The following is a 23,652-nucleotide window of genomic DNA, read 5'->3' as shown; positions in this document are numbered from 1 at the left end:
CTTTTCGACCATTCGACAGAGGACGCGCGGAGCAGGCAGCGCATGTGCCGGGCCGGCGCGAAAGGAGAATAGTACACTGCGGTAAGAATGACTGCAGCAGAAAACAAAAAAGCCAGGCTAGGCCTGGCTTTCTCAGATACAACTGGCGGGATTACTCGCCAGCGATTTCAACTGCTTCGGTCGTGTCTGGACGATCCATCAGTTCGACGAACGCCATAGGAGCGTTATCGCCTACGCGGAAACCCATTTTCAGGATGCGCACGTAGCCGCCGTTACGGTTAGCGTAACGTGGGCCCAGTTCAGCGAACAGCTTCAAGACCATTTCACGATCGCGCAGGCGGTTGAAGGCCAGACGCTTGTTTGCCAGGCAGTCAGTTTTGCCCAAGGTCAGAATTGGCTCGACAACGCGGCGCAGTTCTTTTGCTTTTGGCAGGGTGGTTTTGATCGCTTCGTGACGCAGCAGCGATACTGTCATGTTGCGCAGCATTGCCAGACGGTGGGACGAGGTACGATTCAGTTTACGGAGGCCGTGACCGTGACGCATGATAAATCCTTTCGGTGAGTGTTTAAATTCCAGCTCTTCGATCGATGAAGCTAGTGCAACATCGCGGGCCGGTTTGGTGCTTCAAAATAAAAGCCTGGGACACCTGTCCCAGGCAGTTTGCTACAACTACGAATTACTTTTCCAGGCCTGCAGGCGGCCAGTTTTCCAGCTTCATGCCCAAGGTCAAGCCGCGCGATGCCAGCACTTCCTTGATTTCGTTCAGGGACTTGCGGCCCAGATTTGGCGTTTTCAGCAGTTCGTTTTCCGAACGTTGGATCAGGTCGCCGATGTAGTAGATGTTTTCCGCTTTCAGGCAGTTCGCCGAACGCACGGTCAACTCCAGGTCGTCGACTGGACGCAACAGGATAGGATCGACCAGCGGAGCGCGCGATGGCGCTTCGGCGGCAGCTTCCGTGCCTTCCAGGGCAGCGAACACATTCAACTGGTCCACCAGGACGCGGGCCGACTGGCGGATCGCTTCTTCCGGCGAGATCACGCCGTTGGTTTCGATGTTGATGATCAGCTTGTCCAGGTCGGTACGCTGTTCGACGCGGGCCGATTCAACGAAGTACGATACACGGCGCACTGGCGAGAACGACGCGTCCAGGATGATGCGGCCGATGGTCTTGTTCGTGTCTTCCGACAGGCGACGCACGTTACCAGGAACGTAGCCGCGGCCTTTTTCAACCTTGATCTGCATGTCCAGCTTGCCACCAGCGGTCAGGTGGGCGATCACGTGGTCAGGGTTGATCAGTTCGACGTCATGCGGCAGGTCGATGTCGGAGGCCAGGATCGCGCCTTCGCCTTCTTTTTTCAGGGTCAGGGTTACCGAATCGCGGTTGTGGACTTTGAAAACCACACCCTTCAAGTTCAGCAACAGATCGACGACGTCTTCTTGCACGCCATCGAGGGAGGAATATTCGTGGACGACGCCAGCGATCGTCACTTCGGTCGGCGCATAGCCCACCATCGACGACAGCAGAACGCGGCGCAACGCGTTACCCAATGTGTGGCCATAGCCGCGCTCGAACGGTTCCATCACGACTTTGGCGTGACCTGCACCGAGAGCTTCAACATCGATAATACGTGGCTTCAACAAACTGTTTTGCATGAAATGTCCTTTTCAATACCCTCGGCTCATTACACCGATAAGGCTGATGGCATTAGTGAAACGCCCACTTTACAAAAGCAAAGTGGGCGGAGATCTTGCTACTGACTACTATTAACGCGAGTACAGCTCGACGATCAGCGATTCGTTGACGTCGTTAGCGATTTCGTTACGCTCTGGCAGGGACTTGAAGGTACCTTCCATTTTCTTGGCATCAACCGAAACCCAGCTAGGCATGCCAACTTGTTCAGCCAGCGACAGTGCTTCAACGATACGCACTTGCTTTTTCGACTTTTCACGAACAGCAACGATGTCGCCAACTTTGACTGCGTACGAAGCGATGTTCACAACGATACCGTTCACGGTGAACGCTTTGTGGCTGACCAATTGACGCGCTTCAGCGCGGGTCGAACCAAAGCCCATGCGGTAGCAAACGTTGTCCAGACGCGTTTCCAGCAACTTCAACAGCGTTTCGCCGGTGTTGCCTTTACGACGGTCTGCTTCAGCGAAGTAGCGGCGGAATTGACGTTCCAGCACGCCGTACATGCGTTTTACTTTTTGCTTTTCGCGCAGTTGGTTACCGTAGTCCGAGGTGCGGGCGCCGGATTTGACACCGTGCTGGCCTGGTTTGACGTCCAGTTTGCACTTGCTGTCGAGCGAGCGACGTGCGCTCTTCAGGAACAGGTCAGTACCTTCACGGCGGGAGAGTTTTGCTTTAGGTCCGATATAACGTGCCACGATGCTTCCTTTTATTAATGATAACGCCCCAGCCACATGCATGATCAAACACGCTGCTGCGGTTAGGCGCTAGTCTGACTCAGCTTCAATCAGACGGTGGCTGAAAACGAAAAACCCGCCAAATGGAATTTGACAGGCAAGAACAGCCGGGCAGTATAACCGTTTCCGGCTCCCTGCTCCAGCAATTTCACATAACTGTACTAATACAACAGATAGAAAAGCAGCTGGCGCCGAAGCGCCCTCTGCAACACTATCTTAGATACGACGGCGTTTCGGTGGACGGCAACCGTTGTGCGGTACCGGCGTCACGTCCTGGATCTCGGTGATCTTGATGCCCAGGTTGTTCAGCGCGCGAACAGCGGATTCACGACCAGGACCTGGGCCCTTGATACGTACTTCCAGGTTCTTGACGCCACACTCAACAGCCACTTTACCAGCGGCTTCCGCGGCGACCTGCGCTGCGAACGGGGTCGATTTACGCGAACCCTTGAAGCCTGCACCGCCGGAGGTAGCCCACGACAAGGCATTGCCTTGACGATCGGTGATGGTAATGATGGTGTTATTGAACGAAGCGTGGACATGTGCAATGCCTTCAGCGACGTTCTTTTTAACCTTTTTACGCACGCGTGCTGATGCGGCGTTATTTTGCGACTTAGCCATAATTATTCCCTAGCGGATTATTTTTTCAGCGATTGAGCGGCTTTACGCGGTCCCTTGCGGGTACGTGCGTTCGTACGCGTACGCTGGCCACGGCAAGGCAGACCCTTACGATGACGCATGCCGCGGTAGCAACCCAGATCCATCAAACGCTTGATGTTCATGGACAGTTCACGACGCAGATCGCCTTCGACGATGAATTTACCTACTTCATCGCGCAGTTTTTCCAGTTCGCTGTCATCCAGATCTTTGATCTTTTTGTTGGTTGCTACACCGGTCGATGCACAGATTTTCTCTGCGCGTGGACGGCCCACACCGTAGATGGCTGTCAGGCCGATAACGGTATGCTGATGATTTGGGATATTAACCCCTGCAATACGTGCCATTTGTTATTCCTCGATTAACCTTGACGCTGCTTGTGACGTGGTTCCACGCAGATTACGCGGACTACGCCTTTGCGCTTGATGATCTTGCAGTTGCGGCAGATCCGCTTGACTGATGCGAGAACTTTCATTTTTGGGCTCTTTCTTTCGCTTCTTTGGTTTGATTCAGTGTGTTACTTGGTACGGAACACAATGCGGGCTCGGCTCAAGTCGTACGGCGTTAACTCCACCGTCACCTTGTCTCCAGGGAGAATGCGAATATAGTTCATCCGCATTTTACCTGAAATATGCCCGAGCACCACGTGTCCGTTCTCCAGCTTCACTCGAAATGTTGCATTTGGGAGATTCTCAAGAATCTCGCCCTGCATCTGTATGACGTCGTCTTTTGCCATTCGGTATGTTTACCGCGCTTAACGCGTCGGAATTCCGCCCTTGAAATTTGCTTTGCGCAGCAGCGAATCATATTGCTGCGACATCACGTAGTTCTGTACTTGCGCCATGAAATCCATGGTGACAACTACAATAATCAATAAAGAAGTACCGCCGAAATAGAATGGTACTTTCCACTGGGCTTGCATAAATTCCGGCAATAAACACACCAGGGTGATGTAGACTGCGCCGGCAAGTGTCAAGCGTGTCAGGATCTTGTCGATGTAACGGGCTGTCTGCTCGCCTGGACGGATCCCGGGAATGAACGCACCGCTTTTCTTCAAGTTATCCGCTGTTTCCTTGCTGTTAAACACCAGCGCTGTATAGAAGAAACAGAAAAACACGATCGCCACTGCGTACAACAGCGCATGGATAGGCTCACCAGGCCCCATCGATGCTGCCAAATCTTTCAAGAACCGCACCGCAGGGTTAGCGTTGTCGGCGCCCTTTGAAAACCAGTCCACGATAGTGGCCGGAAACAAGATGATCGAAGAAGCAAAGATCGGCGGGATCACGCCGGCCATGTTCAGCTTCAACGGCAAATGGCTGGTTTGACCGCCATAAATCTTGTTGCCTACCTGGCGCTTCGCGTAATTGACCAATATTTTGCGCTGACCACGTTCGACGAATACGACGAAGTACGTTACCAGTGCTACCAGGATCACGATGAAAATCGCGCTGAAGCTGCCGATCGAACCATTCGACACCTGAGTGAACAAGCCACCCAACGCCGACGGCAGACCTGCTGCAATCCCGGCAAAAATGATGATCGAGATGCCATTCCCCAAGCCACGCTCGGTAATTTGCTCACCCAACCACATCAAAAACATTGTTCCGGTCAACAAAGTGACGACCGTCACGAAGCGGAATGCAAGACCAGGTTCCAACACCAGACCAGCTTGCGACTCCAGTGCGACTGCAATGCCTAACGCTTGGAACAGTGCCAGGGCAACCGTGAAATACCGGGTGTACTGGGTGATCTTGCGACGACCTGCTTCGCCTTCTTTTTTCAACGCTTCCATCTGCGGTGACACGATCGACAGCAATTGCATGATGATCGAGGCCGAGATATAAGGCATGATACCCAGCGCAAACACTGTAAAACGAGACAAGGCACCGCCCGAGAACATGTTGAACATGCCCAGGACGCCGCCTTCGTGCTCCTTGAACAGCGAGGCTAATTGTGTCGGGTCAATCCCGGGAACCGGGACGTGAGCACCGATACGATAAACCACCAATGCGCCAAGCAAAAACCAGAGCCGTCCCCAAGGGAAACCGGCCGCTGCACTTTTAGCAAGTTGTGGATTAGTCGCCAATTTTCGCTCCGATCAAGCTGTTAGCGGTCAACTCAGGCTACCGAGCCGCCGGCTGCTTCGATGGCGGCTTTCGCGCCAGCGGACACTTTCAAGCCCTTCAAATTCACCGCTTTGGTGATTTCGCCGGACAAGATCACGCGCACGTCACGGGCCAACACGCCCAGAACGCCAGCTTGCTTCAAGACCAGAATGTCGACATCGCCAACAGCCAGGTTGTTCAGATCGGACAGGCGCACTTCAGCTTTGAAGGTTGCGTGCATCGATTTGAAACCGCGCTTAGGCAGACGGCGTTGCAGAGGCATCTGACCGCCTTCGAAACCGACTTTATGAAAGCCGCCCGAACGCGATTTCTGACCTTTGTGACCACGACCCGAGGTTTTACCCAGGCCGGAGCCGATACCGCGACCGACGCGACGCTTGTAGTGCTTAGCGCCTTCGGCTGGTGCAATAGTATTCAATTCCATGATTTGCTCCGTTCGTGTAAGCCCGAAGGCTTACCCGACAACTTTAACGAGATACGATACTTTATTGATCATGCCGCGTACGGATGGGGTGTCTTGCAATTCGGAAACCGAATTTACACGACGCAGACCCAGACCGCGCACGGTAGCGCGATGCGATTCGCGCGTACCGATCAAGCCCTTGACCAATTGCACTTTGACTGTGTTTGTCATTTTGTCCACCTTAAGCCAGAATGTCTTCAACCGACTTGCCGCGTTTGGCAGCGATATCGGAAGCAGTGCTCATTTTCGACAGGCCGTCCAGCGTAGCGCGTACCAGGTTGTATGGGTTGTTCGAACCGGTGGATTTCGCCACCACGTCCGTCACGCCCATCACTTCGAAGATAGCGCGCATGGCGCCACCAGCGATCACGCCAGTACCAGGCTTAGCTGGGTTCATCAGGACCTTGGAGGCGCCGTGACGACCAACAACCGTGTGATGCAAGGTACCGTTTTTGAGCGGTACTTTGATCAGGTTGCGACGGGCTTCTTCCATTGCCTTCTGCACGCCAACTGGCACTTCTTTCGATTTGCCCTTGCCCATGCCGACGCGGCCATCGCCATCACCAACTACGGTCAGCGCGGCGAAACCCATGATACGACCACCCTTGACCACTTTGGTCACGCGGTTGATCGCGATCATTTTTTCGCGCATGCCATCATCCGGCTTGTCGCTTTGCATTTTTGCTTGCATTTTTGCCATGATTGATCCTTAGAACTTCAGACCGGCTTCGCGTGCGGCTTCTGCCAACGCTTTCACACGGCCGTGGTAACGGAAACCGGAGCGGTCGAACGCAACTTCGGTAATTCCTGCTTTCAACGCTTTTTCAGCGACGCGCTTGCCGATCAAGGCTGCAGCAGCGGCATTGCCGCCTTTGCCGGATTGGCCTGCCAGTTCAGCGCGAACTTCCGCTTCAGCCGTCGAGGCCGAAACCAGGATTTTTGCATCCGGGCTGATCAGGTTGGCGTAAATGTGCAGGTTGGTGCGATGCACCGACAAGCGATTTACTTTCAATTCCGCAATCTTGATGCGGGTTTGGCGTCCGCGGCGAAGCCGTGATTCTTTCTTATCCATCGTCAGCCCCTAATTACTTCTTCTTGGTTTCTTTAAGCTTAACCACTTCGTCCGCATAGCGAACGCCCTTGCCTTTATAAGGCTCAGGAGCGCGGTAAGCACGAACTTCAGCGGCTACCTGGCCAACCTGTTGACGGTCGATACCTTTAATCAGGATCTCGGTCGGGGTTGGTGTTGCGCAGGTAACGCCAGCTGGCATGTCATGCACTACAGGGTGCGAGAAACCCAGGGACAGATTCAACTTGTCGCCTTGAGCTTGCGCCTTGTAACCCACGCCTACCAGGTTCAGCTTTTTCTCGAAACCCTTGGTGACGCCAACAACCATGTTGTTGACCAGTGCGCGCAGCGTGCCGGACATGGCATTGGCTTCGCGGCTGTCGTCCGCCACGTCGAAACTCAGGGTTCCTGCATTGTTTTCCACTTTGACCTGGCCGGTGAGGGCCTGGGAAAGTACGCCCAGCGGGCCTTTTACGGTGATCGCTTGTGCGGAGATGGCGACTTCGGCGCCAGCTGGCACTACGATAGGCATTTTAGCTACTCGAGACATGTGTAACTCCTTAAGCCACGTAGCAAATAACTTCGCCGCCGACACCGGTAGCGCGTGCTTTGCGGTCAGTCATGACGCCTTGCGGAGTCGACACGATCGCCACACCCAAGCCATTCATCACAACAGGGATCTCGTCTTTACCCTTGTAGACGCGCAGACCCGGACGGGACACGCGCTCCAAGCGCTCAATGACGGGACGGCCAACATAATACTTCAAACCGATTTTCAGTTCCGCTTTGCCACCAGCTTCGGCAACAGCGAAATCTTCAATGTAACCCTCGTCCTTCAGGACGCTGGCAATCGCAATTTTGACTTTCGACGATGGCATGGCCACGGTCGTCTTTTGCACGCCTTGTGCATTGCGAATGCGGGTCAGCATATCGGCGATAGGATCGCTCATACTCATTGCATATTCTCCTATTACCAGCTTGCTTTTGTCATACCCGGAATTTCACCACGCATGGCGAATTCACGGAGCTTGATACGACCCAGACCGAATTTACGGAATGTGCCGCGCGGACGACCAGTGATGGCGCAACGATTACGTTGACGCGTCGGGTTCGAGTTACGTGGCAGCGCCTGCAATTTCAGGCGAGCTTCGTAGCGCTCTTCTTCCGATTTCGATTGATCATCGACGATGGCCTTGAGAGCTTCGCGCTTAGGGGCGAATTTCGCCACCAGGTCAGCACGCTTGATCTCACGATTAATCAGTGACAGTTTGGCCATGATCAGTTCCTGAAAGGGAATTTAAAGGCGGCGAGCAAAGCTTTGGCTTCGTCATCGGTCTTAGCGGTTGTCGTGATGCTGATATTCATACCGCGCAACGCGTCAATCTTGTCGTATTCGATTTCAGGGAAAATGATCTGTTCCTTGACACCGATGTTGTAGTTACCACGACCATCAAATGCACGGCCGTTCACACCACGGAAATCGCGTACGCGCGGCAGAGCCACGGTAATGAAGCGATCCAGGAACTCGTACATGCGAGCGCCGCGCAGGGTGACCATCGTACCGATCGGATAACCTTCACGGATTTTGAAGCCTGCGATCGCTTTGCGGGACTTGGTGGTCACTGGCTTCTGGCCGGCGATCTTGGTCAAGTCAGCAACTGCGTGCTCGAGAACTTTTTTATCCGCGATTGCCTCACCAACACCCATGTTCAGGGTGATTTTGGTCAGGCGTGGAACTTCCATTACCGACTTGTAACCAAACTTGCTGGTCAGGTCGGCAACGACTTTTTCTTTATAGAATTCTTGGAGACGTGCCATGATTTCTTAAGCCTTCACTACTTCGCCGGAGGATTTAAAGATGCGAACTTTCTTGCCGTCCACTTCTTTGAAACCCACGCGATCTGCCTTGCCAGTCGCTGCATTAAACAATGCAACGTTGGACACGTGAATTGGCATGGTCTTATCGACGATACCACCAGTTACGCCAGTCATCGGGTTTGGCTTAGTCGCTTTTTTAGCGATGTTAATGCCGTCAACCACGATATGTTCAGCATCGATACGCTGCTGTACCACACCACGTTTGCCCTTGTCTTTCCCGGTCAGAACGATGACTTCGTCGTTTTTACGAATCTTATCCATTACGACTCCTTACAGGACTTCCGGTGCCAGGGACACGATTTTCATGAACTTCTCAGTACGCAGTTCGCGTGTGACAGGTCCAAAAATACGGGTACCGATCGGTTCCAGCTTGGCGTTCAACAGAACGGCGGCATTGCCGTCGAACTTCACCAGGGAACCGTCTTGGCGGCGAACACCTTTAGCGGTGCGCACAACCACGGCGTTATAAATTTCACCTTTTTTGACACGGCCACGTGGCGCAGCAACCTTAACGGTTACCTTGATCACATCGCCAATGCCAGCATAACGGCGCTTGGAGCCGCCCAATACCTTGATGCACATTACTTCTTTGGCACCGGTATTGTCAGCCACTTCGAGCCGGCTTTCAGTTTGAATCATAGTATTCTCTTTCCCAACTTAAGCCGAAGAATCCACACAATGTAGACCCACGGTCAGTCTTGGTCCCGCCAGAGCCGCCCTGCTGGGCTTCACTGTTTGGGTGCATGACCTTCATACATCAACTGACCGCGAATGCTACTGTCTGTGGCCAGACACTTTGCGGCGTTACATGAACGAAGCCCGCAAGTATTACATACAATTTGCGGGCCTGCAAGTACTAATTAAAAGCCACCGCCGAAACGGTGGATTTTATTTAAACGGTTGGTGCGGCTTGAACCACACGTGTTACCGTCCATGCCTTCGTTTTGGAGATCGGGCGACCTTCCTGGATCTCGACCGTATCACCGGCCTTGACTTGGTTGGTCTCGTCATGCGCGTGATACTTGTTCGAGCGCATGATGATCTTGCCATACAAAGGATGTTTTACGTGGCGCTCGATCAGAACGGTAACGGTCTTGTCCATCTTGTCCGAAACCACTTTACCGATCAGCGTGCGCTTGAGCGACTGTTTCACTGGTTCGTTCATTTGGCTTCCTTCAGATTCATTACCGTCTTCACACGCGCGATATCGCGGCGTACCTTCTTGAGCTGCGAAGTGTTGCTCAGCTGCTGCGTAGCGATTTGCATACGCAGGCCGAACTGTGCCTTCAACAAGTCATTCAGCTCTTTTTGCAGAGCTGGCTGGTCTTTGCCGCGGAGTTCAGATGCTTTCATATACAACTCCAATTATTGGCCGACTTGGCGGATGACAAACGTCGTCGCCAGTGGCAGTTTAGAGGCGGCAAGACGGAAAGCTTCCCGTGCCAGCGCTTCATCAACGCCATCCATTTCGTACAGTACTTTGCCTGGCTGAATTTCAGCGACGTAGTACTCAGGATTACCTTTACCGTTACCCATACGGACTTCAGCCGGTTTGTTCGAAATCGGTTTGTCCGGGAAAATACGGATCCAGATACGGCCACCGCGCTTGATGTGACGCGTCATTGCACGACGCGCCGCTTCAATTTGACGCGCAGTGATACGACCGCGCGCAACTGCCTTCAGACCGAATTCGCCAAACGACACGGCGGTGCCGCGGCTGTGCGAAATACCGGTATTACGGCCTTTCTGCTCTTTACGATACTTTCTGCGTGCTGGTTGCAGCATGATTATTCTCCTGCTTTCTCAGCTGGTGCTGCTGCGGCGGCCGGTTTAGCGGCGGTACGCACACGTGCACCTGGTGCTGTGGATGGTTTCGCACCGGCACCGGCTGGACGTGGACGGCCAGCTGGCTTGCCATCGTCACGGCGTGGGCCGCGGCTTTTCTTCTCGTCAGCTGGGGTATCGATGACTGGTGCATCGCCGTTAGGCGCGCGGTCACCTTTGTATACCCACACCTTGACACCGATGATGCCGTAGGTGGTCGACGCTTCGCTGGTACCGTAGTCGATATCGGCGCGCAGGGTATGCAGAGGCACGCGGCCTTCGCGGTACCACTCTTTACGCGCGATTTCGATACCGTTCAGACGGCCGGACGACATGATCTTGATACCGAGAGCACCCAGGCGCATTGCATTTTGCATTGCACGCTTCATGGCGCGGCGGAACATGATCCGTTTTTCCAGCTGCTGAGCGATCGAATCGGCGATCAGTTGCGAGTCGATTTCTGGCTTGCGAATTTCTTCGATGTTCACGTGAACAGGTACGCCCATGATCTTGGTCAGCGCCGACTTCAGTACTTCGATGTCTTCGCCTTTTTTACCAATGACCACGCCTGGACGCGAGCTGTAGATCGTGAAGCGCGCGTTCTTGGCCGGGCGCTCGATAACGATGCGACCAACGGATGCGTTCTTCAGTTTCTTTTTCAGGTAAGCACGTGCTTTCAAGTCTTCGTTCAGCATGGCAGCGAAATTACCGTTGCCTGCATACCAGCGCGAAGCCCAGTTACGGGTGACCGCCAGACGGAAACCGGTTGGATGAATTTTCTGACCCATCGTGGCTCCTTAGTTACCGACAGTCACGTAAACGTGACAGGATTGTTTCGAAATACGGTCGCCACGGCCTTTTGCACGCGCGGTGAAGCGCTTCAGGACCGGGCCCTTTTCGACGTAGATCGTTTTCACGAACAATTCGTCGATGTCCGCGCCATCATTGTGCTCGGCATTCGCAATAGCGGATTCCAGAACGCGTTTGATGATCGCAGCACCTTTTTTCGGGCTGAATTGCAAGATGTTGAGTGCAGCGTCAACTTTCTTGCCACGGATCAGGTCAGCAACCAGGCGGCCCTTTTGGTCCGACAGGCGCACACCTTTGAGGATAGCTTTAGTTTCCATTATTTCTTAGCCTTTTTGTCAGCTGCATGGCCCTTGAACGTACGGGTCAGTGCGAATTCGCCGAGCTTGTGACCAACCATGTTTTCGGAAACATAAACCGGCACGTGCAGCTTGCCGTTATGAACCGCGATCGTCAGGCCGATAAAGTCAGGCATGATTGTCGAACGACGCGACCAGGTTTTGATTGGCTTTTTGTCTTTGGCTGCTTGCGCGGCTTCAACTTTTTTCACCAGGTGGGCGTCACAGAACGGCCCTTTTTTCAATGAACGTGTCATGTGCTACCCCTTATTTCTTGCCGCGGCGCGAGACGATCATGGAAGTCGTACGCTTGTTGCTGCGTGTTTTCTTACCCTTGGTCTGTTGGCCCCATGGCGAAACTGGATGACGACCAGCTGCTGTTTTACCTTCACCACCACCGTGCGGGTGATCGACCGGGTTCATGACCACACCGCGAACGGTAGGACGAACACCGCGCCAGCGCATCGCGCCAGCTTTACCGATTTTACGCAGGCTGTGCTCGGCATTGCCGACTTCACCAACCGTTGCACGGCACTCGATGTGCACGCGACGTACTTCACCCGAGCGCAGACGCACTTGAGCATAGGTACCTTCACGTGCCATCAGCACAACGCCAGCGCCAGCGGTACGTGCCATTTGGGCACCTTTACCTGGCAGCATTTCGACGCAATGCATCACGGTACCGACTGGGATGTTACGGATTGGCAAGCAGTTACCCGATTTGATCGGTGCTTCCGAACCGTTCATCACGCTGTCGCCAACGGCCATGCCTTTGGTTGCGATGATGTAGTGACGTTCGCCGTCGGCGTAGCACAACAGAGCGATATTCGCGGTGCGGTTTGGATCGTATTCGATACGTTCCACTTTCGCTGGAATACCATCTTTGGTGCGCTTGAAGTCGATCAAGCGATAGTGTTGCTTATGACCACCACCGATATGACGGGTGGTGATGTGACCGTTGTTGTTACGACCAGCGGTCTTGGATTTCTTTTCAACCAGGGCAGCGAACGGACGACCTTTGTACAGGTCTGGGTTCACCACCTTTACCATGCCGCGACGGCCTGGCGAGGTTGGTTTCATCTTAACGAGTGCCATTATGCAGCCTCCTCGGAGAAGTTGATTTCCTGGCCAGGCTTCAGGCACACGAAAGCACGCTTGGTATGGTTACGACGACCGTTGAACTTGCCGGTGCGTTTCTGCTTACCTTCGCGGTTTGCAGTTTGCACGGACAGAACTTCAACCTTGAACAGCAGTTCGACCGCTGCCTTGATTTCAGGCTTGGTTGCATCCGGCAGTACGCGGAATACAATTTGCTCGTTCTTTTCCGCGACCATGGTGGCCTTCTCGGAAATCACGGGCGCCAACAGCACCTTCATCAAGCGTTCTTCGCTATGTTTCAAAATCGCGCTCATGCCAGCATCTCCTCAATCTTGGCCAATGCAGCTTTGGTGACCAGGATCTTCTTGTAGAACACCAGGGACATCGGGTCTGCGTGACGTGGCTCAACGACGAGTACGTTAGGCAGGTTGCGCGATGCCAGTTCCAGGTTTTCGTTCAGAACGTCGGTGATGATCAGAACCGAATCAAAGCCCAGGCCGTTCAATTTTTGCGACAACAGCTTGGTCTTTGGCGCGTCGATCGTCAGATCGTCGATGACGATCAGGCGCTCTTCGCGAGCCAGCTGCGACAAGATCGAGCAGATACCTGCGCGATACATCTTTTTGTTCACTTTGTGGGTGAAGTTTTCGTCAGGCGAGTTCGGGAAAATCCGACCACCGCCGCGCCACAGTGGCGACGACGACATACCAGCACGAGCGCGGCCGGTACCTTTTTGGCGCCATGGCTTTTTCGTCGTGTGGTGAACTTCTTCACGGTCTTTTTGCTTGCGGTTACCACTACGTGCATTCGCTTGATACGCGATGACGACTTGGTGGATCAGCGCTTCATTGTAGTCACGGCCGAAAATCGTATCGGCTGCAGCAACGTTCGAGGCGGCTTGACCTTGCGCATTCAGAAGCTTGAGTTCCATCGTTTAAGCTCCCTTCTTGGCTTTGGTTTTGATGGCTGGCGAGACAACTACCTGGCCATTTTTCGCACCTGGAATCGCGCCTTTGACCAGCAACAGCTGACGGTCGGCATCGATACGGGCGATCACGAGGTTCTGGATCGTACGGTTAACGTCACCCAGATGACCGGTCATGCGCTTACCAGGGAAAACGCGACCTGGATCTTGTGCCATACCGATGGAACCTGGAACGTTGTGCGAACGCGAGTTACCGTGCGTTGCACGGCCAGAAGAGAAGTGATAACGTTTGATAACGCCTGCATAGCCTTTACCAATGGTAACGCCTTGCACGTCGATCTTTTGACCGACTTCGAACAGGGAAGCAGCGACAACATCGCCAGCTTTCAGTTCAGCGGCTTTAGCAGCATCGACACGGAACTCTTTCAACAGAGTACCGGCTTCAACGCCAGCTTTAGCGTGATGACCAGCAACAGCTTTGGTCACGCGGGAAGCGCGACGTTGACCGAATGCGACCTGAACAGCGGAGTAGCCATCTGTTTCAGGGGTTTTGATTTGCGCAACACGGTTGTTCGATACGTCCAACACGGTGACCGGGATCGAATCCCCTTCATCCGTGAAAATGCGCATCATACCAACCTTGCGACCGAGAAGGCCTAGGCTCATTTTTTCTCCATTCCCACCTGCGATTGGGCGGGGCTTGTTTAACTACAAAGTAACGTAGGATCCAAAAAAGACGAATCCATACCGAAGCCGGCTAGTATATAGCACAAAAACCCTTGACGCAACAAGTTAACACGAGGTATGTCAAAGTGTTGCGCGACGCCCCTGCGGGAGTTGTTCAGCGTTGCCTAAAACTACCCACTCCCCAACGCAAAGCGGCCATTCATGCGCCTTGGCGCCACAAAAAGAAAGGCGCGAACCGGGCTTGTCGCCCTGTCCGCGCCCATGCGCCACGCCAGCTGCTGGTCTAGCGGTTGCAGCCTTCCAGGCAATGCTGCATCAAATCACGGCAAATCGGGCTGCCGCCGAGCGAATTGGTGCAGCCGACATAACTGCTGTCGCAGCGCGAACGGCATTGCGAGACATCCTCGCTCGTTGCAGCATACGCGTAGCCGGCACTTAGTCCGCAAGCGAAGAGAAAAAAAGCCAGTTTCTTGATCATGGTGCTGTCTCCAGATTTTATGTTGGGATGAAAGGAACTGCCCGGTAGCGGCAAGCCATCCTTCCTGCCGCCACCCTACCACTCAGGTACGCCACTGCACGCAATTCCGTGTTTTGCGGAAATCAATACCAAAGAGTACCGTAAACAATACCAACTTAGAACCACTTATTTACCAAATCAGCAATGTTTTTTATACGCCACGCGATCGCGCCAGTTTATTGGGCGCCCTTGCCAATCTGATACCAGTCCACCTTGCGCGTCGCCACCATGATGGCGGCCAGCACGGCGAACAACAGGATGCTGCCCATCACCAGCGCATTGTTTTCCGAGCTCAGCAAGCCATACAGGGCGCCATACAGCATGGTCAGCCCCACGCCGAAGCCGATGCCGCGCCAAGCGTTGTGCAGCACGTGCACCAGATAAAAGCTGGTCAGCACGATACAGGCGGCACTGGCGATCAGGTAGGCGGCCAGGAAGGCGATGTGCTCGGCCAGGCCCACCAGCAGCAGGAAGAAGATCACCAGCGACAGGCCCACCAGCAGGTACTGCACCGGGTGAATCGGCAAGCTCTTCAGGATTTCAAAGATGAAGAAGGCGGCAAAGGTCAGCGCCACGAACAGCAAGCCATACTTGGTGGCCCGGTCCGATTGCGAATACACATTCACCGGCTCGATGAAGCCCACGCTGAAGCGGTCGATCTGGCCCAGCGGCGCGCTGTCGGGCACCTTGAATTCCCCCTCGATCGTGCTCAGCTGCGTTTGCGCATTCGTGGCCAGCGAGGAGATGCTCCACTCGACCTGAAAGCCATCGGCGTTGATTTGGCGAAATTTCGGCGACGGCAGGAAGCGCCCGCCAAACTGCGGATGGGGCCAGTTCGACTTGATGCTGACCTGGCTGTTTTTCGCCACCGGCACGAAATGCTGGCGTTCGATACCGTCCAGCCCCAGGTCAAAGCTGAATTTCACCTGTTGCGGCGCCGCCAGTGGCATGGCGCCCAGCGGCGCGTGCAGGCCGCTGCGGAAGGCAAACAGGTCGGTGCCCTGCTCGAACTCGATCTTCTGGCCGCCCCAGTCGATTTTCGGAATGTTGCGGATACCGCGCACGTCCTCGATGGACAGGGCCACGAACGGCGCACCCAGGGTCACGCGCGAGTCCGGCGACTTGCGCGGCAGCTGGCTGCCGGCCGGCACCGTGAAGTCGCCCTTGAACGCATGCTGGCCGCTGTAGACCAGCACCTGGTGGATACCACGGTAGCGGCGGTCGGTCTCGATGGTGCCTTCCTGCAGCAAAAAGTTCGGGTACACCAGCAAGCGGCGCTGCACCGTGCGGCGCAGCAACTCCGTGCGCACGGGCGACTTCGCTTCCCTGTCATCGCCCTTGGCCACTTCCACGCGCTCTTCATATTGCTCCGTATAGGGGATCACCAGGATGGGACCGATGATGGTTTGTTCGCGCACCGAATCGGCGGCGATGCTGTTGACGGCTTCCTGGCGGAATTCCATCCGCTCCTTGATCGTTTCCTGAATCATCAGCAGAGGCAGGCCGATCAGCAACATCAGGCCGAACACGATCAACGCTTTGACGAAGAGAGTTTTTTGCATGGCGCATCCTTGAAGTAAGGAGGCCAGTGTAGAAAAATCATATGCGCTGATGATGCGCTGCGTGTGAAGTCTGGAAATAAATGCGAGCTAAGCCAGCGGCAGGCACAGGCGCGCGCAGGCGCCGCCATCGGGATGATTGAGCACTTCGGCCGTGCCGCCATGCAGGGAAGCGACCTCGCGCACGAAGGGCAGGCCCAGGCCCGTGCTCTTGCCGGCACTCGGGCGCGGCAGCGAGTAAAAGCGCTCGAAGACGCGCTCCAGCGCATACGCGGGGATGCCCTCACCGCGGTCGCGCACGGCAATTTCCACCTGGCTGCCGTGGCGCTGCGCCGTCAGGTCGATGCCGCTACCCGGTGGCGCGAAGCCGGCCGCGTTGTCGAGCAAGTTGCCCAGCGCCTGGCGCAGCAGCAGAGCATCGCCCGCCACGCTCCCCTCGTCGGCGTGCACCTGCAGGCGCACGCCGCGCGCCGCCAGGGTGGCGGCCGCGTCCTGCGCCACTAGCGTCAGCAGCGGCCCCAGCGCGATGCGCTCGGGGTTATCCAGGCGCTGCTGTTTTTCCACGCGCACCAGGGCCAGCAACTTGTCGATCAGTTGCCGCTGGCGCGCATTCTGTTCCAGGATACTGGTCAGGAACTGGCGCCGCTCGGCCGGCGGCATGTCTTCCTGCAGCAGCTCGGCCGATGCCTGGATGGCGGCGATCGGGCTTTTCAATTCATGCGCCAGGGTGTGCATCAGCTGCTCCACGTATTCCTTGCCTTCCAGGCGCGTGCGCATCGCCTCCAGCGCCCGCCCCAGGGTGCCGATCTCGTCCCTGCCCAGCGCTGGCAGCGCCACCTTGCGCCCTGCTTCCACGTCGCCGATGTAATGCATCAGCTTGCCCAGCGCATGGTGCAGCCACCAGGCGAATGCCAGGCCGATCAGCAACGACAGCAGCAACAGGATGGCGCCGCGCTGCAATATCTTGCGCTGGCTGCGTTCGACAAAGGCTTGCACGCTGGCATTCGGCTTGGCCACCGTCAGCACGCCGATCACTGCATTGCCGTCGCGAATCGGCGCGGCCACGTGCATCACCGTCGACATCTCGTCGTCGGGCCGGCTGCGCGTGCTGCGCGCGCCATATTTGCCCTGCAAGGTGAGATACACGTCATTCCAGCGCGAATAGTCGCGCCCCACGTCGCGGCCGCTGGAATCGAACAGCACGATGCCGTGCCGGTCCGTGATGGTGATACGGTAATCGAGGGTTTGCTTGCGCACGCCATTGATATTGACGTCCACGCCATGGCGCGCATAGTCCTGCATGCGCTCGGCCACGGGCGACTGCGCCAGCGTGCCCGCCTTCAAGTCGGGCGCCACCAGGCTGGCCAGCAGTTGCGAGGTATCGACCAAGGTGTCTTCCAGGGTCGAGCGCACACCCGGCTTGACCTGCTCCATGAAGACGTTCAGCAAGAACCACGCGGCCAGGCCCACGATCAGGAAGTAGCCGAGCAGGATGCGCAGGCCGATCTTCATGCGCCGGCCAGGCTGTAGCCGAGGCCACGGTGGGTGTGAATGGGGTCGGCCTGCGCATCGATGGCGCGCAGCTTGGCACGCAGTGATTTGACGTGCGCATCGACGGTACGGTCGAGCGTGTCGGGCGCCGCGCTCCACACGCGCGCCATCAGCTGCGCGCGCGACAGCACGTGGCCCGGGTGTTCCAGCAAGGTTTTCAGCAGCAGGTACTCGTAACGGGTCAGGTCCAGCGGCTGGCCGTGAAATAGCACTTTCGCCTCCAGCGCGCGCAACTCGAAGCGCGCCGCCGCTGGCGCGGCGCAGGCGCGGCGCAGGATGACGCGGATGCGCGCCACCAGTTCGCGCGGCGAGAACGGCTTGGTGACGTAATCATCGGCGCCGATTTCCAGGCCGACGATACGGTCGATTTCATCGCTGCGGGCCGTCAGGAAGATCACCGGCACCTCGGAAAACTGGCGCAGCCGGCGACACACTTCCAGCCCGCTCATGTCGGGCAAGCCGATATCGAGCACCACCAGTTGCGGTGCGGCCTCACTGCGCAGCACGGCAAGCGCCTGCTCACCCAAGGTCACATGGCGCGGCGTAAAGCCGTCCGTGCGCAAGGCATAGGCGATGCTGTCGGCGATCGCCTGTTCATCTTCCACGATCAGGACAGTCTTGGACATGGCGGCGGCACACATTAATGGACAAGTCCGGAGTATCCCTGAAGCGGGCAAGCGGCGTCAATCGCGCGCCTTGCCGTGCGCGGGCCAAAAAGCCGCCCGACCTAAGGCTGGGCGACGTGAATGCTGGCCTTGATGTGCTTGAGGTGGGCCACGATGGTGAACGTCATCACCACCAGCAGCGACCATGAACTCCATTTGCTGACATGCACCACCGACCAGGCGCCAAGCTGGTTCGGATAACGCCACACGCCCCAGAAGGTGCTGATGTTTTCGGCCAGCCAGATAAAGAAGCCGACCAGCACGAAACCGAGCAGCAAGGGCATGCCGCGGTCGCGGTCGAGCGGACGGAACACCACGGTGGTGCGCGCGTACAAGCCCAGCGCGCAGGCGGCAAGATACCAGCGGTAGTCGCCGATGTAGTGATGGGTGAAGAAGTTGGCGTAGATGAGCAGCGCGATCAGCACCGCCATCCAGTACGGCGGATGGTGGCGTATCCGCATGTCGAGCAGGCGCCAGGTCTGGATGATGTAGCTGCCGACAGCCGCATACATGAAGCCGGAAAACAGGGGCACGCCGAACACCTTGGTGTAGGCGAAGTCGGGATAGCTCCACGACTGGATCGTCCCCGATACCTTGAACACTTCCAGCGCGAAGCCGACCGCATGAAACAGGCAGATGGCTTTCAACTCGTCCCACGTTTCCAACCCGCTCCACACCATTGCACCCTGGATCGCCAGCGCTACCAGCAGCAGCACGTCATAGCGCGGCAGGCCGAACAGGCCGGCGCGCGGCACCAGGAACACGGCGGCAAAAAACAGCCCCACAAACAGGCACGACCTCGCCTCCTTGATGCCGAAATACAGGAATTCGGTCAGGAAGCGCGGCCAGCCGCGCAAGCGCAGACGTGGAGTCGCATTTAACAGGTGGGTATCGAGGGCATTAAGCATGCGGCAACTTTATCGTCCAGCCGCAGCACTGTAAAGCGATATCCCCCCATGCATCGATGGCAGGGCAAAAAAAAACCAGGCACGAGGCCTGGTTTTTGCTACGCCCGGCAATGATGCCGGGCGAAAGCTTGTCAGCTGACGACGATCAGAAGAAAGTGTAGCTGGCGGTCACACCGATACGACGCATCTGGAACGTATCAGCATAGCCGGAACGCCATTGAATTGGCGCCGCCTTGTCGAACATGTTATCCACGTACAGGCTCAGACGCGTGTTCTTGATGCCGCTGTACGACAGGTTGTAGTCGACCGTCGTGTTGCTGCCGACGCGCGAGCATGCTGCCATGTTCTCTGCCGAGACGGTATTCGTGGCGCAGTAGGTCGGCGACGTATCGTCGTTGTTACTATAGCCGCTGGCATAGTTGAGGGTCATGCCGTGGTCGAACGAGCCGGCCTTCAGGCTGGCGCGCAGCTTGGTTTTCAGACGCGAACCCAGGGCCCAGTTGCCGGCCATGTTCTGAGCATAAGCATTGTCGGTCACGCTGAACTCCTGGTATTTCCACAGGTAGCTACCTTCCAGTTTCAGGCGAACCTGGCCGATACTGGTGTTGAAACGGCCACCCGCATCAAAGTCGAAGCCCGAAGCACGGGTCTTGCCGCTGTTGACGTATGGGTTGTACAACAGGCCGATCGAACCAACGCCACCGAAGTTGGTGGTATTGCCCGGTGCATACTTCTTCACCAGTGCCAGGAATTGCGCATCCGAAGCCGAGTTATCAACACGGATCAATTGACCGGCAGGCAAGCTATCTTCGCCGCGCAGAATGTCAGCCACGGCACGGGTACCGATCTCGTCCTTGCGTTCGATATGGTAGTAGTCCAGTGCCACGGTCCAGTTCTTGACCGGCTCGAAGACGAAACCGGCGGTGATCGAACGCGAGGTTTCCGGTTTCAGGTCCTTGTTCGCCGACACGAAGGTCGGTACGCCGCCCGAGCAATCGCTGGACTGGAAGGTGTTGCCCTGCGCCTTGTCGGCGCTGGTGACGGCTGGATTGCTCTGCACCAGCTTGTTCAAGGCACTGGCGGTTGCGCAGCGGCGAGGATCACTGACTTTAGTGGCAAACGAGCTACGACCGAGGCCGTTACCAGTTTCAACGATGTTAGGCGCGCGGAAGCCGCCCGCAGCGGTGGCACGCAGCAACAGGGTGTCGGTCGCGTTGACGCGCAGGCCCAGTTTCGGCGAAAAGTGCACGTCGCTGTTGGTGGACTTGTCGGCACGCACTGCAGCGCTCAGTTCAACACGCTTGACCACCGGAACGGTCGCTTCGGCGAACAGTGCGTAGTGGTCCATGGTGTCCTTGACCTGCAGGCCGGCGATGCCGACCAGGTCACCACGCAGCACGTTGTCCGAGCTGGCCATCTCATACTTTTCGCGGCGGATATCGGTACCGAATGCCACATTCAAAGGACCGGCTGGCAATTGCGCCACTTCACCGGACACGGTCGCATCGAAGAAAGCGATCTTCGACTTGCCCTTGGTGGTACGTATCGGGAACATCGAGTCCAGCAGCGCGGCATCGTTTTGCTGGCCGAACTTGTACGTGCCATTGACGATGGCATTGGTGTAGCCAGCGGCGCTGGCTGCACGGGTGGCCTTGGTGGCATTCGAGGTCATGTAGCCAGCCGCGGATTTCCAGTCGAAGCCACTCACATCACCGTTCAGGCTCAGCATGACGCGCGTCTGGTCGGATTCGGTGCGGTTGAAGTTGAAACCGTCGCCGGTGTCCATCAGACGGGCACGGTATTCCACCGGTACGCCGTAAGGGTTGTTGGCGTGGCCGACCAGCAATTTTGGATAGTAGAACGGACCGACCATCTTGCCGTCCATCGCGTTATACCAGGTGCTCGGCGTCGAAGTGCCGCTCAGGGCGAATGGCGCGACGATGTAATCGTTGCTGGCGCCGGCATTGGTGATCTCGAAATTGGCGTCGATAGACTTGCCAATTTTAAAATGCGTGTTGCTGGCCAGCGCATAACGCTTGGCATTGGTTGCCAGGCCGGTGTACGGCAACAGGTCCATCTTGCACAGCTTGTCTTTCGGGTCGAGCTTGTCAGCCGGGCAGCCTGGCGCGGCAACGATGTTCGTGCTCCCCAGGAAGTAGTTGCCAGTTGGCGAGTACGAGTTCATCGCGTCCCAGGTCGAACGCAACGGGGTCTGGCGGTGCCAGTCAGGATAGTGGCTGCGCAGGCTGTCGACGGTGTAGCCATCGCTCTTGTAGCCTTCGTACGTCAGGTAGGTATTGAAACCATCCTTGTCGACATCGCCGTAACCGATGATGCCGGAAACGCTGCGGTTGCGCTGGTCTTTGAAACCGTCGGTTTCCTTGTAGTTGCCGGTGATCTTGGCGCCTTCAAAGTTCTTCAGCAGAATGATGTTGATCACGCCGGCGATGGCGTCGGAACCGTAGATCGCCGACGCGCCGTCTTTCAGGATCTCGATGCGCTCGATGGCGGCAGCCGGAATCGCATCCAGGTTGGTGAAGTTTTGTTGTGCATTGTCGGCCAGGCCGTATTGTGCAATGCGGCGGCCATTGACCAGCACCAGGGTGGCGACCTTGCCCAGGCCACGCATGCCCACGCCCGAGGAACCCGTGGCAAAGCCACCGGAACTGGTGCTTGTCGAGTCGAGGGACGTGCTGATGGCGGCGGAGGAATTCAGGATGCCCAGCGCCGTGGTCTGGCCGGTGCGCTCGATGTCGTCGCGGGTCAGAACCTGCAGCGCGCCAGCTGTTTCAGCTTCGGTACGCTTGATACTACTACCGGTGACTTCGACGCGCTGCAGTTTTTCTACAGGCTCGGCAGCTGTTTGTGCTGTGGCGTATTGAGAGAAGGCTAATGTCAATGCAATTGCAAGCGTACTTTTCTTTAACCGTGGTGTATTGTTGTTTACCGTACTTTTCAAGACTACTCCTCAAATATTATTTTCGTTTTGTAAATCGATACGTCTCGTTGACCGTTTTTGTAAAAAAGTCATACATTCTCGCCGTATATTACAAATTTCTCACATTGTGGCCACGCAAGGAAGGGGAAAATTAACAATTGTTGTTTTATTCCAACTTTATCCGCCAACTTGTTGTTTTCCGGGATCAATTTGGCCTGTGCCGGCCTGGTCCGCCAGTTTGGATAGCGATAGAAAAAGAAAGTAAAGCGGAGAAAGAGAAAGGGAGAGTGAAAGATGTAGGGCGCCAACCTAATACTGCGGGCCAATAGCAATGGGGCCAGGCGCACTCACGATTGTGAGCAGGCCCGGCCCCATCATCAGGCAGCGGGACACCCCGCCGGCCTGGAACAGCTGTCAACACCTGGTGCTACGGTATTGTCAGCCGCCCTTGAAACTCTTATTGCAGTTTGATTTCAACATCAACACCAGCTGGCAGGTCCAGCTTCATCAGCGCGTCAACGGTTTTGTCCGTTGGGTCAACGATGTCCATCAGGCGTTGGTGCGTACGGATCTCGAACTGATCGCGCGAAGTTTTGTTGACGTGCGGGGAACGCAGCACATCGAAACGTTGAATACGGGTAGGCAGTGGTACTGGGCCTTTGACGACAGCGCCGGTGCGCTTCGCGGTTTCAACGATTTCCAGAGCGGACTGGTCGATCAGTTTGTAATCGAAAGCCTTCAGGCGGATACGGATTTTTTGGTTTGGTGCCGACATGATATTTCCTTAAAAGAACGAACCGCGCGGTCTGCACGGCAATGAGGTCATACTGGAATTTCTGACGCAACAACCGTCAGGGTCGACATGATAGCACCAAAATGCTTGCCAACCCCGGCAGTTGAATAAAAAGAAGGGCGCCGGGCGACGACGCGTCTTCTTTTATGCAGGCTTAAGAATTAAGCCAGGATTTTTGCAACAACACCAGCGCCGACGGTACGACCGCCTTCACGGATAGCGAAGCGCAGGCCTTCTTCCATCGCGATCGGGTTGATCAGCTTGACGGTGATCGACACGTTATCGCCTGGCATAACCATTTCTTTGTCTGCTGGCAACTCGATCGAACCAGTCACGTCCGTTGTGCGGAAGTAGAACTGTGGACGATAGTTGTTGAAGAATGGCGTATGACGGCCGCCTTCGTCTTTCGACAGAACA

Annotated in this window: 35 protein-coding genes and 1 pseudogene; all 36 read right to left on the bottom strand. The window is 56.1% G+C overall.

The annotated features are described in order from the left end of the window. Positions 1–151 precede the first annotated feature (151 nt). Positions 152–544, bottom strand: coding sequence for a 50S ribosomal protein L17 (gene rplQ / locus O0882_RS28425; RefSeq protein WP_010394482.1), 393 nt, complete (start codon positions 542–544; stop codon positions 152–154). A gap of 133 nt (positions 545–677) precedes the next feature. Further along, a complete protein-coding gene (gene rpoA / locus O0882_RS28420) occupies positions 678–1,655 on the bottom strand; it encodes a DNA-directed RNA polymerase subunit alpha (RefSeq protein ID WP_008444343.1) in 978 nt (325 codons plus the stop codon). Positions 1,656–1,766: 111 nt separating this feature from the next. Then, positions 1,767–2,390 (bottom strand): 30S ribosomal protein S4, encoded by a 624-nt coding sequence (rpsD, locus tag O0882_RS28415; protein WP_010394478.1) that lies wholly within the window; start codon positions 2,388–2,390, stop codon positions 1,767–1,769. 255 nt (positions 2,391–2,645) lie between these two features. After that, on the bottom strand, positions 2,646–3,050 hold the full coding sequence (gene rpsK, locus O0882_RS28410) for a 30S ribosomal protein S11 (RefSeq protein ID WP_010394475.1): 405 nt from the start codon (positions 3,048–3,050) through the stop codon (positions 2,646–2,648). A gap of 17 nt (positions 3,051–3,067) precedes the next feature. Then, a complete protein-coding gene (gene rpsM / locus O0882_RS28405) occupies positions 3,068–3,433 on the bottom strand; it encodes a 30S ribosomal protein S13 (protein ID WP_046681666.1) in 366 nt (121 codons plus the stop codon). A 14-nt stretch (positions 3,434–3,447) separates the two neighbouring features. Then, positions 3,448–3,561, bottom strand: coding sequence for a 50S ribosomal protein L36 (gene rpmJ / locus O0882_RS28400; protein WP_010394471.1), 114 nt, complete (start codon positions 3,559–3,561; stop codon positions 3,448–3,450). 42 nt (positions 3,562–3,603) lie between these two features. Then, positions 3,604–3,822, bottom strand: coding sequence for a translation initiation factor IF-1 (gene infA, locus O0882_RS28395; RefSeq protein ID WP_005663428.1), 219 nt, complete (start codon positions 3,820–3,822; stop codon positions 3,604–3,606). 18 nt (positions 3,823–3,840) lie between these two features. Next, entirely contained in the window at positions 3,841–5,175 is a 1,335-nt protein-coding gene (gene secY / locus O0882_RS28390) for a preprotein translocase subunit SecY (RefSeq protein WP_010394438.1), read from the bottom strand. 32 nt (positions 5,176–5,207) lie between these two features. Continuing rightward, positions 5,208–5,639 (bottom strand): 50S ribosomal protein L15, encoded by a 432-nt coding sequence (rplO, locus tag O0882_RS28385; RefSeq protein WP_034753211.1) that lies wholly within the window; start codon positions 5,637–5,639, stop codon positions 5,208–5,210. A gap of 30 nt (positions 5,640–5,669) precedes the next feature. Next, a complete protein-coding gene (gene rpmD, locus O0882_RS28380) occupies positions 5,670–5,849 on the bottom strand; it encodes a 50S ribosomal protein L30 (protein WP_010394435.1) in 180 nt (59 codons plus the stop codon). A gap of 10 nt (positions 5,850–5,859) precedes the next feature. Then, a complete protein-coding gene (rpsE, locus tag O0882_RS28375; protein WP_010394433.1) occupies positions 5,860–6,378 on the bottom strand; it encodes a 30S ribosomal protein S5 in 519 nt (172 codons plus the stop codon). Positions 6,379–6,387: 9 nt separating this feature from the next. Then, on the bottom strand, positions 6,388–6,750 hold the full coding sequence (rplR, locus tag O0882_RS28370; protein ID WP_071079767.1) for a 50S ribosomal protein L18: 363 nt from the start codon (positions 6,748–6,750) through the stop codon (positions 6,388–6,390). A gap of 13 nt (positions 6,751–6,763) precedes the next feature. Continuing rightward, positions 6,764–7,297, bottom strand: coding sequence for a 50S ribosomal protein L6 (gene rplF, locus O0882_RS28365; protein WP_010394427.1), 534 nt, complete (start codon positions 7,295–7,297; stop codon positions 6,764–6,766). Between the two features lie 10 nt (positions 7,298–7,307). Continuing rightward, the gene (rpsH, locus tag O0882_RS28360; RefSeq protein WP_034753208.1) at positions 7,308–7,703 is read right to left on the bottom strand and encodes a 30S ribosomal protein S8; all 396 of its coding nucleotides are present in this window, start codon (positions 7,701–7,703) and stop codon (positions 7,308–7,310) included. A gap of 14 nt (positions 7,704–7,717) precedes the next feature. Continuing rightward, positions 7,718–8,023 (bottom strand): 30S ribosomal protein S14, encoded by a 306-nt coding sequence (gene rpsN / locus O0882_RS28355; RefSeq protein ID WP_010394423.1) that lies wholly within the window; start codon positions 8,021–8,023, stop codon positions 7,718–7,720. 2 nt (positions 8,024–8,025) lie between these two features. Next, the gene (gene rplE / locus O0882_RS28350; RefSeq protein WP_010394421.1) at positions 8,026–8,565 is read right to left on the bottom strand and encodes a 50S ribosomal protein L5; all 540 of its coding nucleotides are present in this window, start codon (positions 8,563–8,565) and stop codon (positions 8,026–8,028) included. A gap of 6 nt (positions 8,566–8,571) precedes the next feature. Continuing rightward, entirely contained in the window at positions 8,572–8,886 is a 315-nt protein-coding gene (gene rplX / locus O0882_RS28345; protein ID WP_034753204.1) for a 50S ribosomal protein L24, read from the bottom strand. 9 nt (positions 8,887–8,895) lie between these two features. After that, the gene (gene rplN, locus O0882_RS28340; RefSeq protein WP_008444317.1) at positions 8,896–9,264 is read right to left on the bottom strand and encodes a 50S ribosomal protein L14; all 369 of its coding nucleotides are present in this window, start codon (positions 9,262–9,264) and stop codon (positions 8,896–8,898) included. 253 nt (positions 9,265–9,517) lie between these two features. Further along, complete coding sequence (rpsQ, locus tag O0882_RS28335; protein ID WP_010394415.1) at positions 9,518–9,790, bottom strand: 30S ribosomal protein S17; 273 nt, start codon at positions 9,788–9,790, stop codon at positions 9,518–9,520. Further along, positions 9,787–9,978: a 50S ribosomal protein L29 gene (rpmC, locus tag O0882_RS28330; protein WP_010394412.1), complete on the bottom strand. Its 192-nt coding sequence runs from the start codon at positions 9,976–9,978 to the stop codon at positions 9,787–9,789. Before rpmC ends, rpsQ begins: the two co-directional genes overlap by 4 nt. A 12-nt stretch (positions 9,979–9,990) precedes the next feature. Beyond that, on the bottom strand, positions 9,991–10,410 hold the full coding sequence (gene rplP / locus O0882_RS28325) for a 50S ribosomal protein L16 (RefSeq protein WP_010394411.1): 420 nt from the start codon (positions 10,408–10,410) through the stop codon (positions 9,991–9,993). Positions 10,411–10,412: 2 nt separating this feature from the next. Next, positions 10,413–11,237 (bottom strand): 30S ribosomal protein S3, encoded by an 825-nt coding sequence (gene rpsC / locus O0882_RS28320; RefSeq protein ID WP_034753199.1) that lies wholly within the window; start codon positions 11,235–11,237, stop codon positions 10,413–10,415. Between the two features lie 9 nt (positions 11,238–11,246). Beyond that, the gene (gene rplV / locus O0882_RS28315) at positions 11,247–11,579 is read right to left on the bottom strand and encodes a 50S ribosomal protein L22 (protein ID WP_170840583.1); all 333 of its coding nucleotides are present in this window, start codon (positions 11,577–11,579) and stop codon (positions 11,247–11,249) included. Beyond that, a complete protein-coding gene (gene rpsS, locus O0882_RS28310) occupies positions 11,576–11,851 on the bottom strand; it encodes a 30S ribosomal protein S19 (RefSeq protein WP_008444295.1) in 276 nt (91 codons plus the stop codon). The genes rplV and rpsS overlap by 4 nt, the downstream gene beginning before the upstream one ends. 10 nt (positions 11,852–11,861) lie before the next feature. Then, on the bottom strand, positions 11,862–12,689 hold the full coding sequence (rplB, locus tag O0882_RS28305) for a 50S ribosomal protein L2 (protein WP_010394400.1): 828 nt from the start codon (positions 12,687–12,689) through the stop codon (positions 11,862–11,864). Then, positions 12,689–13,006, bottom strand: coding sequence for a 50S ribosomal protein L23 (gene rplW / locus O0882_RS28300; RefSeq protein WP_010394398.1), 318 nt, complete (start codon positions 13,004–13,006; stop codon positions 12,689–12,691). The genes rplB and rplW overlap by 1 nt, the downstream gene beginning before the upstream one ends. Next, entirely contained in the window at positions 13,003–13,623 is a 621-nt protein-coding gene (rplD, locus tag O0882_RS28295) for a 50S ribosomal protein L4 (RefSeq protein ID WP_034753197.1), read from the bottom strand. The genes rplW and rplD overlap by 4 nt, the downstream gene beginning before the upstream one ends. Before the next feature lie 3 nt (positions 13,624–13,626). Next, positions 13,627–14,283, bottom strand: coding sequence for a 50S ribosomal protein L3 (gene rplC / locus O0882_RS28290; RefSeq protein WP_071079769.1), 657 nt, complete (start codon positions 14,281–14,283; stop codon positions 13,627–13,629). A 304-nt stretch (positions 14,284–14,587) separates the two neighbouring features. After that, positions 14,588–14,782, bottom strand: coding sequence for a hypothetical protein (locus tag O0882_RS28285; RefSeq protein ID WP_289953361.1), 195 nt, complete (start codon positions 14,780–14,782; stop codon positions 14,588–14,590). A gap of 215 nt (positions 14,783–14,997) precedes the next feature. Next, on the bottom strand, positions 14,998–16,383 hold the full coding sequence (gene creD, locus O0882_RS28280) for a cell envelope integrity protein CreD (protein WP_289953360.1): 1,386 nt from the start codon (positions 16,381–16,383) through the stop codon (positions 14,998–15,000). 87 nt (positions 16,384–16,470) lie between these two features. Beyond that, the gene (gene creC / locus O0882_RS28275; RefSeq protein ID WP_289953359.1) at positions 16,471–17,892 is read right to left on the bottom strand and encodes a two-component system sensor histidine kinase CreC; all 1,422 of its coding nucleotides are present in this window, start codon (positions 17,890–17,892) and stop codon (positions 16,471–16,473) included. Further along, entirely contained in the window at positions 17,889–18,557 is a 669-nt protein-coding gene (creB, locus tag O0882_RS28270; protein WP_289953358.1) for a two-component system response regulator CreB, read from the bottom strand. Before creB ends, creC begins: the two co-directional genes overlap by 4 nt. 101 nt (positions 18,558–18,658) lie before the next feature. Then, positions 18,659–19,504, bottom strand: coding sequence for a DUF817 domain-containing protein (locus O0882_RS28265; RefSeq protein ID WP_289953357.1), 846 nt, complete (start codon positions 19,502–19,504; stop codon positions 18,659–18,661). Positions 19,505–19,649: 145 nt separating this feature from the next. Further along, positions 19,650–22,403 carry a TonB-dependent receptor gene (locus O0882_RS28260; protein ID WP_289953356.1) on the bottom strand — a complete coding sequence of 918 codons (2,754 nt, stop codon included), beginning with the start codon at positions 22,401–22,403 and terminating at the stop codon, positions 19,650–19,652. Between the two features lie 496 nt (positions 22,404–22,899). Beyond that, on the bottom strand, positions 22,900–23,217 hold the full coding sequence (rpsJ, locus tag O0882_RS28255; protein ID WP_010394389.1) for a 30S ribosomal protein S10: 318 nt from the start codon (positions 23,215–23,217) through the stop codon (positions 22,900–22,902). Between the two features lie 179 nt (positions 23,218–23,396). Further along, positions 23,397–23,652, bottom strand: a pseudogene (locus tag O0882_RS28250) (elongation factor Tu); the annotation flags it as partial.

It is taken from the genome of Janthinobacterium sp. SUN073 (genome assembly GCF_030397665.1).
Taxonomy (GTDB): domain Bacteria; phylum Pseudomonadota; class Gammaproteobacteria; order Burkholderiales; family Burkholderiaceae_D; genus Janthinobacterium.
Note: the sequence above shows the minus strand (reverse complement) of the source record. Positions and strands in the feature narration are given on the sequence as shown.

Excerpts from the sequence above, each read along its gene's own strand:
- rplQ (WP_010394482.1), bottom strand. The coding sequence starts at position 544 with ATGCGTCACGGTCACGGCCTCCGTAAACTGAATCGTACCTCGTCCCAC.
- rpoA (WP_008444343.1), bottom strand. The coding sequence starts at position 1,655 with ATGCAAAACAGTTTGTTGAAGCCACGTATTATCGATGTTGAAGCTCTC.
- rpsK (WP_010394475.1), bottom strand. The coding sequence starts at position 3,050 with ATGGCTAAGTCGCAAAATAACGCCGCATCAGCACGCGTGCGTAAAAAG.
- rpsM (WP_046681666.1), bottom strand. The coding sequence starts at position 3,433 with ATGGCACGTATTGCAGGGGTTAATATCCCAAATCATCAGCATACCGTT.
- rpmJ (WP_010394471.1), bottom strand. The coding sequence starts at position 3,561 with ATGAAAGTTCTCGCATCAGTCAAGCGGATCTGCCGCAACTGCAAGATC.
- infA (WP_005663428.1), bottom strand. The coding sequence starts at position 3,822 with ATGGCAAAAGACGACGTCATACAGATGCAGGGCGAGATTCTTGAGAAT.
- rplO (WP_034753211.1), bottom strand. The coding sequence starts at position 5,639 with ATGGAATTGAATACTATTGCACCAGCCGAAGGCGCTAAGCACTACAAG.
- rpmD (WP_010394435.1), bottom strand. The coding sequence starts at position 5,849 with ATGACAAACACAGTCAAAGTGCAATTGGTCAAGGGCTTGATCGGTACG.
- rpsE (WP_010394433.1), bottom strand. The coding sequence starts at position 6,378 with ATGGCAAAAATGCAAGCAAAAATGCAAAGCGACAAGCCGGATGATGGC.
- rplR (WP_071079767.1), bottom strand. The coding sequence starts at position 6,750 with ATGGATAAGAAAGAATCACGGCTTCGCCGCGGACGCCAAACCCGCATC.
- rplF (WP_010394427.1), bottom strand. The coding sequence starts at position 7,297 with ATGTCTCGAGTAGCTAAAATGCCTATCGTAGTGCCAGCTGGCGCCGAA.
- rpsH (WP_034753208.1), bottom strand. The coding sequence starts at position 7,703 with ATGAGTATGAGCGATCCTATCGCCGATATGCTGACCCGCATTCGCAAT.
- rpsN (WP_010394423.1), bottom strand. The coding sequence starts at position 8,023 with ATGGCCAAACTGTCACTGATTAATCGTGAGATCAAGCGTGCTGACCTG.
- rplE (WP_010394421.1), bottom strand. The coding sequence starts at position 8,565 with ATGGCACGTCTCCAAGAATTCTATAAAGAAAAAGTCGTTGCCGACCTG.
- rplX (WP_034753204.1), bottom strand. The coding sequence starts at position 8,886 with ATGGATAAGATTCGTAAAAACGACGAAGTCATCGTTCTGACCGGGAAA.
- rplN (WP_008444317.1), bottom strand. The coding sequence starts at position 9,264 with ATGATTCAAACTGAAAGCCGGCTCGAAGTGGCTGACAATACCGGTGCC.
- rpsQ (WP_010394415.1), bottom strand. The coding sequence starts at position 9,790 with ATGAACGAACCAGTGAAACAGTCGCTCAAGCGCACGCTGATCGGTAAA.
- rpmC (WP_010394412.1), bottom strand. The coding sequence starts at position 9,978 with ATGAAAGCATCTGAACTCCGCGGCAAAGACCAGCCAGCTCTGCAAAAA.
- rplP (WP_010394411.1), bottom strand. The coding sequence starts at position 10,410 with ATGCTGCAACCAGCACGCAGAAAGTATCGTAAAGAGCAGAAAGGCCGT.
- rpsC (WP_034753199.1), bottom strand. The coding sequence starts at position 11,237 with ATGGGTCAGAAAATTCATCCAACCGGTTTCCGTCTGGCGGTCACCCGT.
- rpsS (WP_008444295.1), bottom strand. The coding sequence starts at position 11,851 with ATGACACGTTCATTGAAAAAAGGGCCGTTCTGTGACGCCCACCTGGTG.
- rplB (WP_010394400.1), bottom strand. The coding sequence starts at position 12,689 with ATGGCACTCGTTAAGATGAAACCAACCTCGCCAGGCCGTCGCGGCATG.
- rplW (WP_010394398.1), bottom strand. The coding sequence starts at position 13,006 with ATGAGCGCGATTTTGAAACATAGCGAAGAACGCTTGATGAAGGTGCTG.
- rplD (WP_034753197.1), bottom strand. The coding sequence starts at position 13,623 with ATGGAACTCAAGCTTCTGAATGCGCAAGGTCAAGCCGCCTCGAACGTT.
- rplC (WP_071079769.1), bottom strand. The coding sequence starts at position 14,283 with ATGAGCCTAGGCCTTCTCGGTCGCAAGGTTGGTATGATGCGCATTTTC.
- O0882_RS28285 (WP_289953361.1), bottom strand. The coding sequence starts at position 14,782 with ATGATCAAGAAACTGGCTTTTTTTCTCTTCGCTTGCGGACTAAGTGCC.
- creD (WP_289953360.1), bottom strand. The coding sequence starts at position 16,383 with ATGCAAAAAACTCTCTTCGTCAAAGCGTTGATCGTGTTCGGCCTGATG.
- creC (WP_289953359.1), bottom strand. The coding sequence starts at position 17,892 with ATGAAGATCGGCCTGCGCATCCTGCTCGGCTACTTCCTGATCGTGGGC.
- creB (WP_289953358.1), bottom strand. The coding sequence starts at position 18,557 with ATGTCCAAGACTGTCCTGATCGTGGAAGATGAACAGGCGATCGCCGAC.
- O0882_RS28265 (WP_289953357.1), bottom strand. The coding sequence starts at position 19,504 with ATGCTTAATGCCCTCGATACCCACCTGTTAAATGCGACTCCACGTCTG.
- rpsJ (WP_010394389.1), bottom strand. The coding sequence starts at position 23,217 with ATGTCGGCACCAAACCAAAAAATCCGTATCCGCCTGAAGGCTTTCGAT.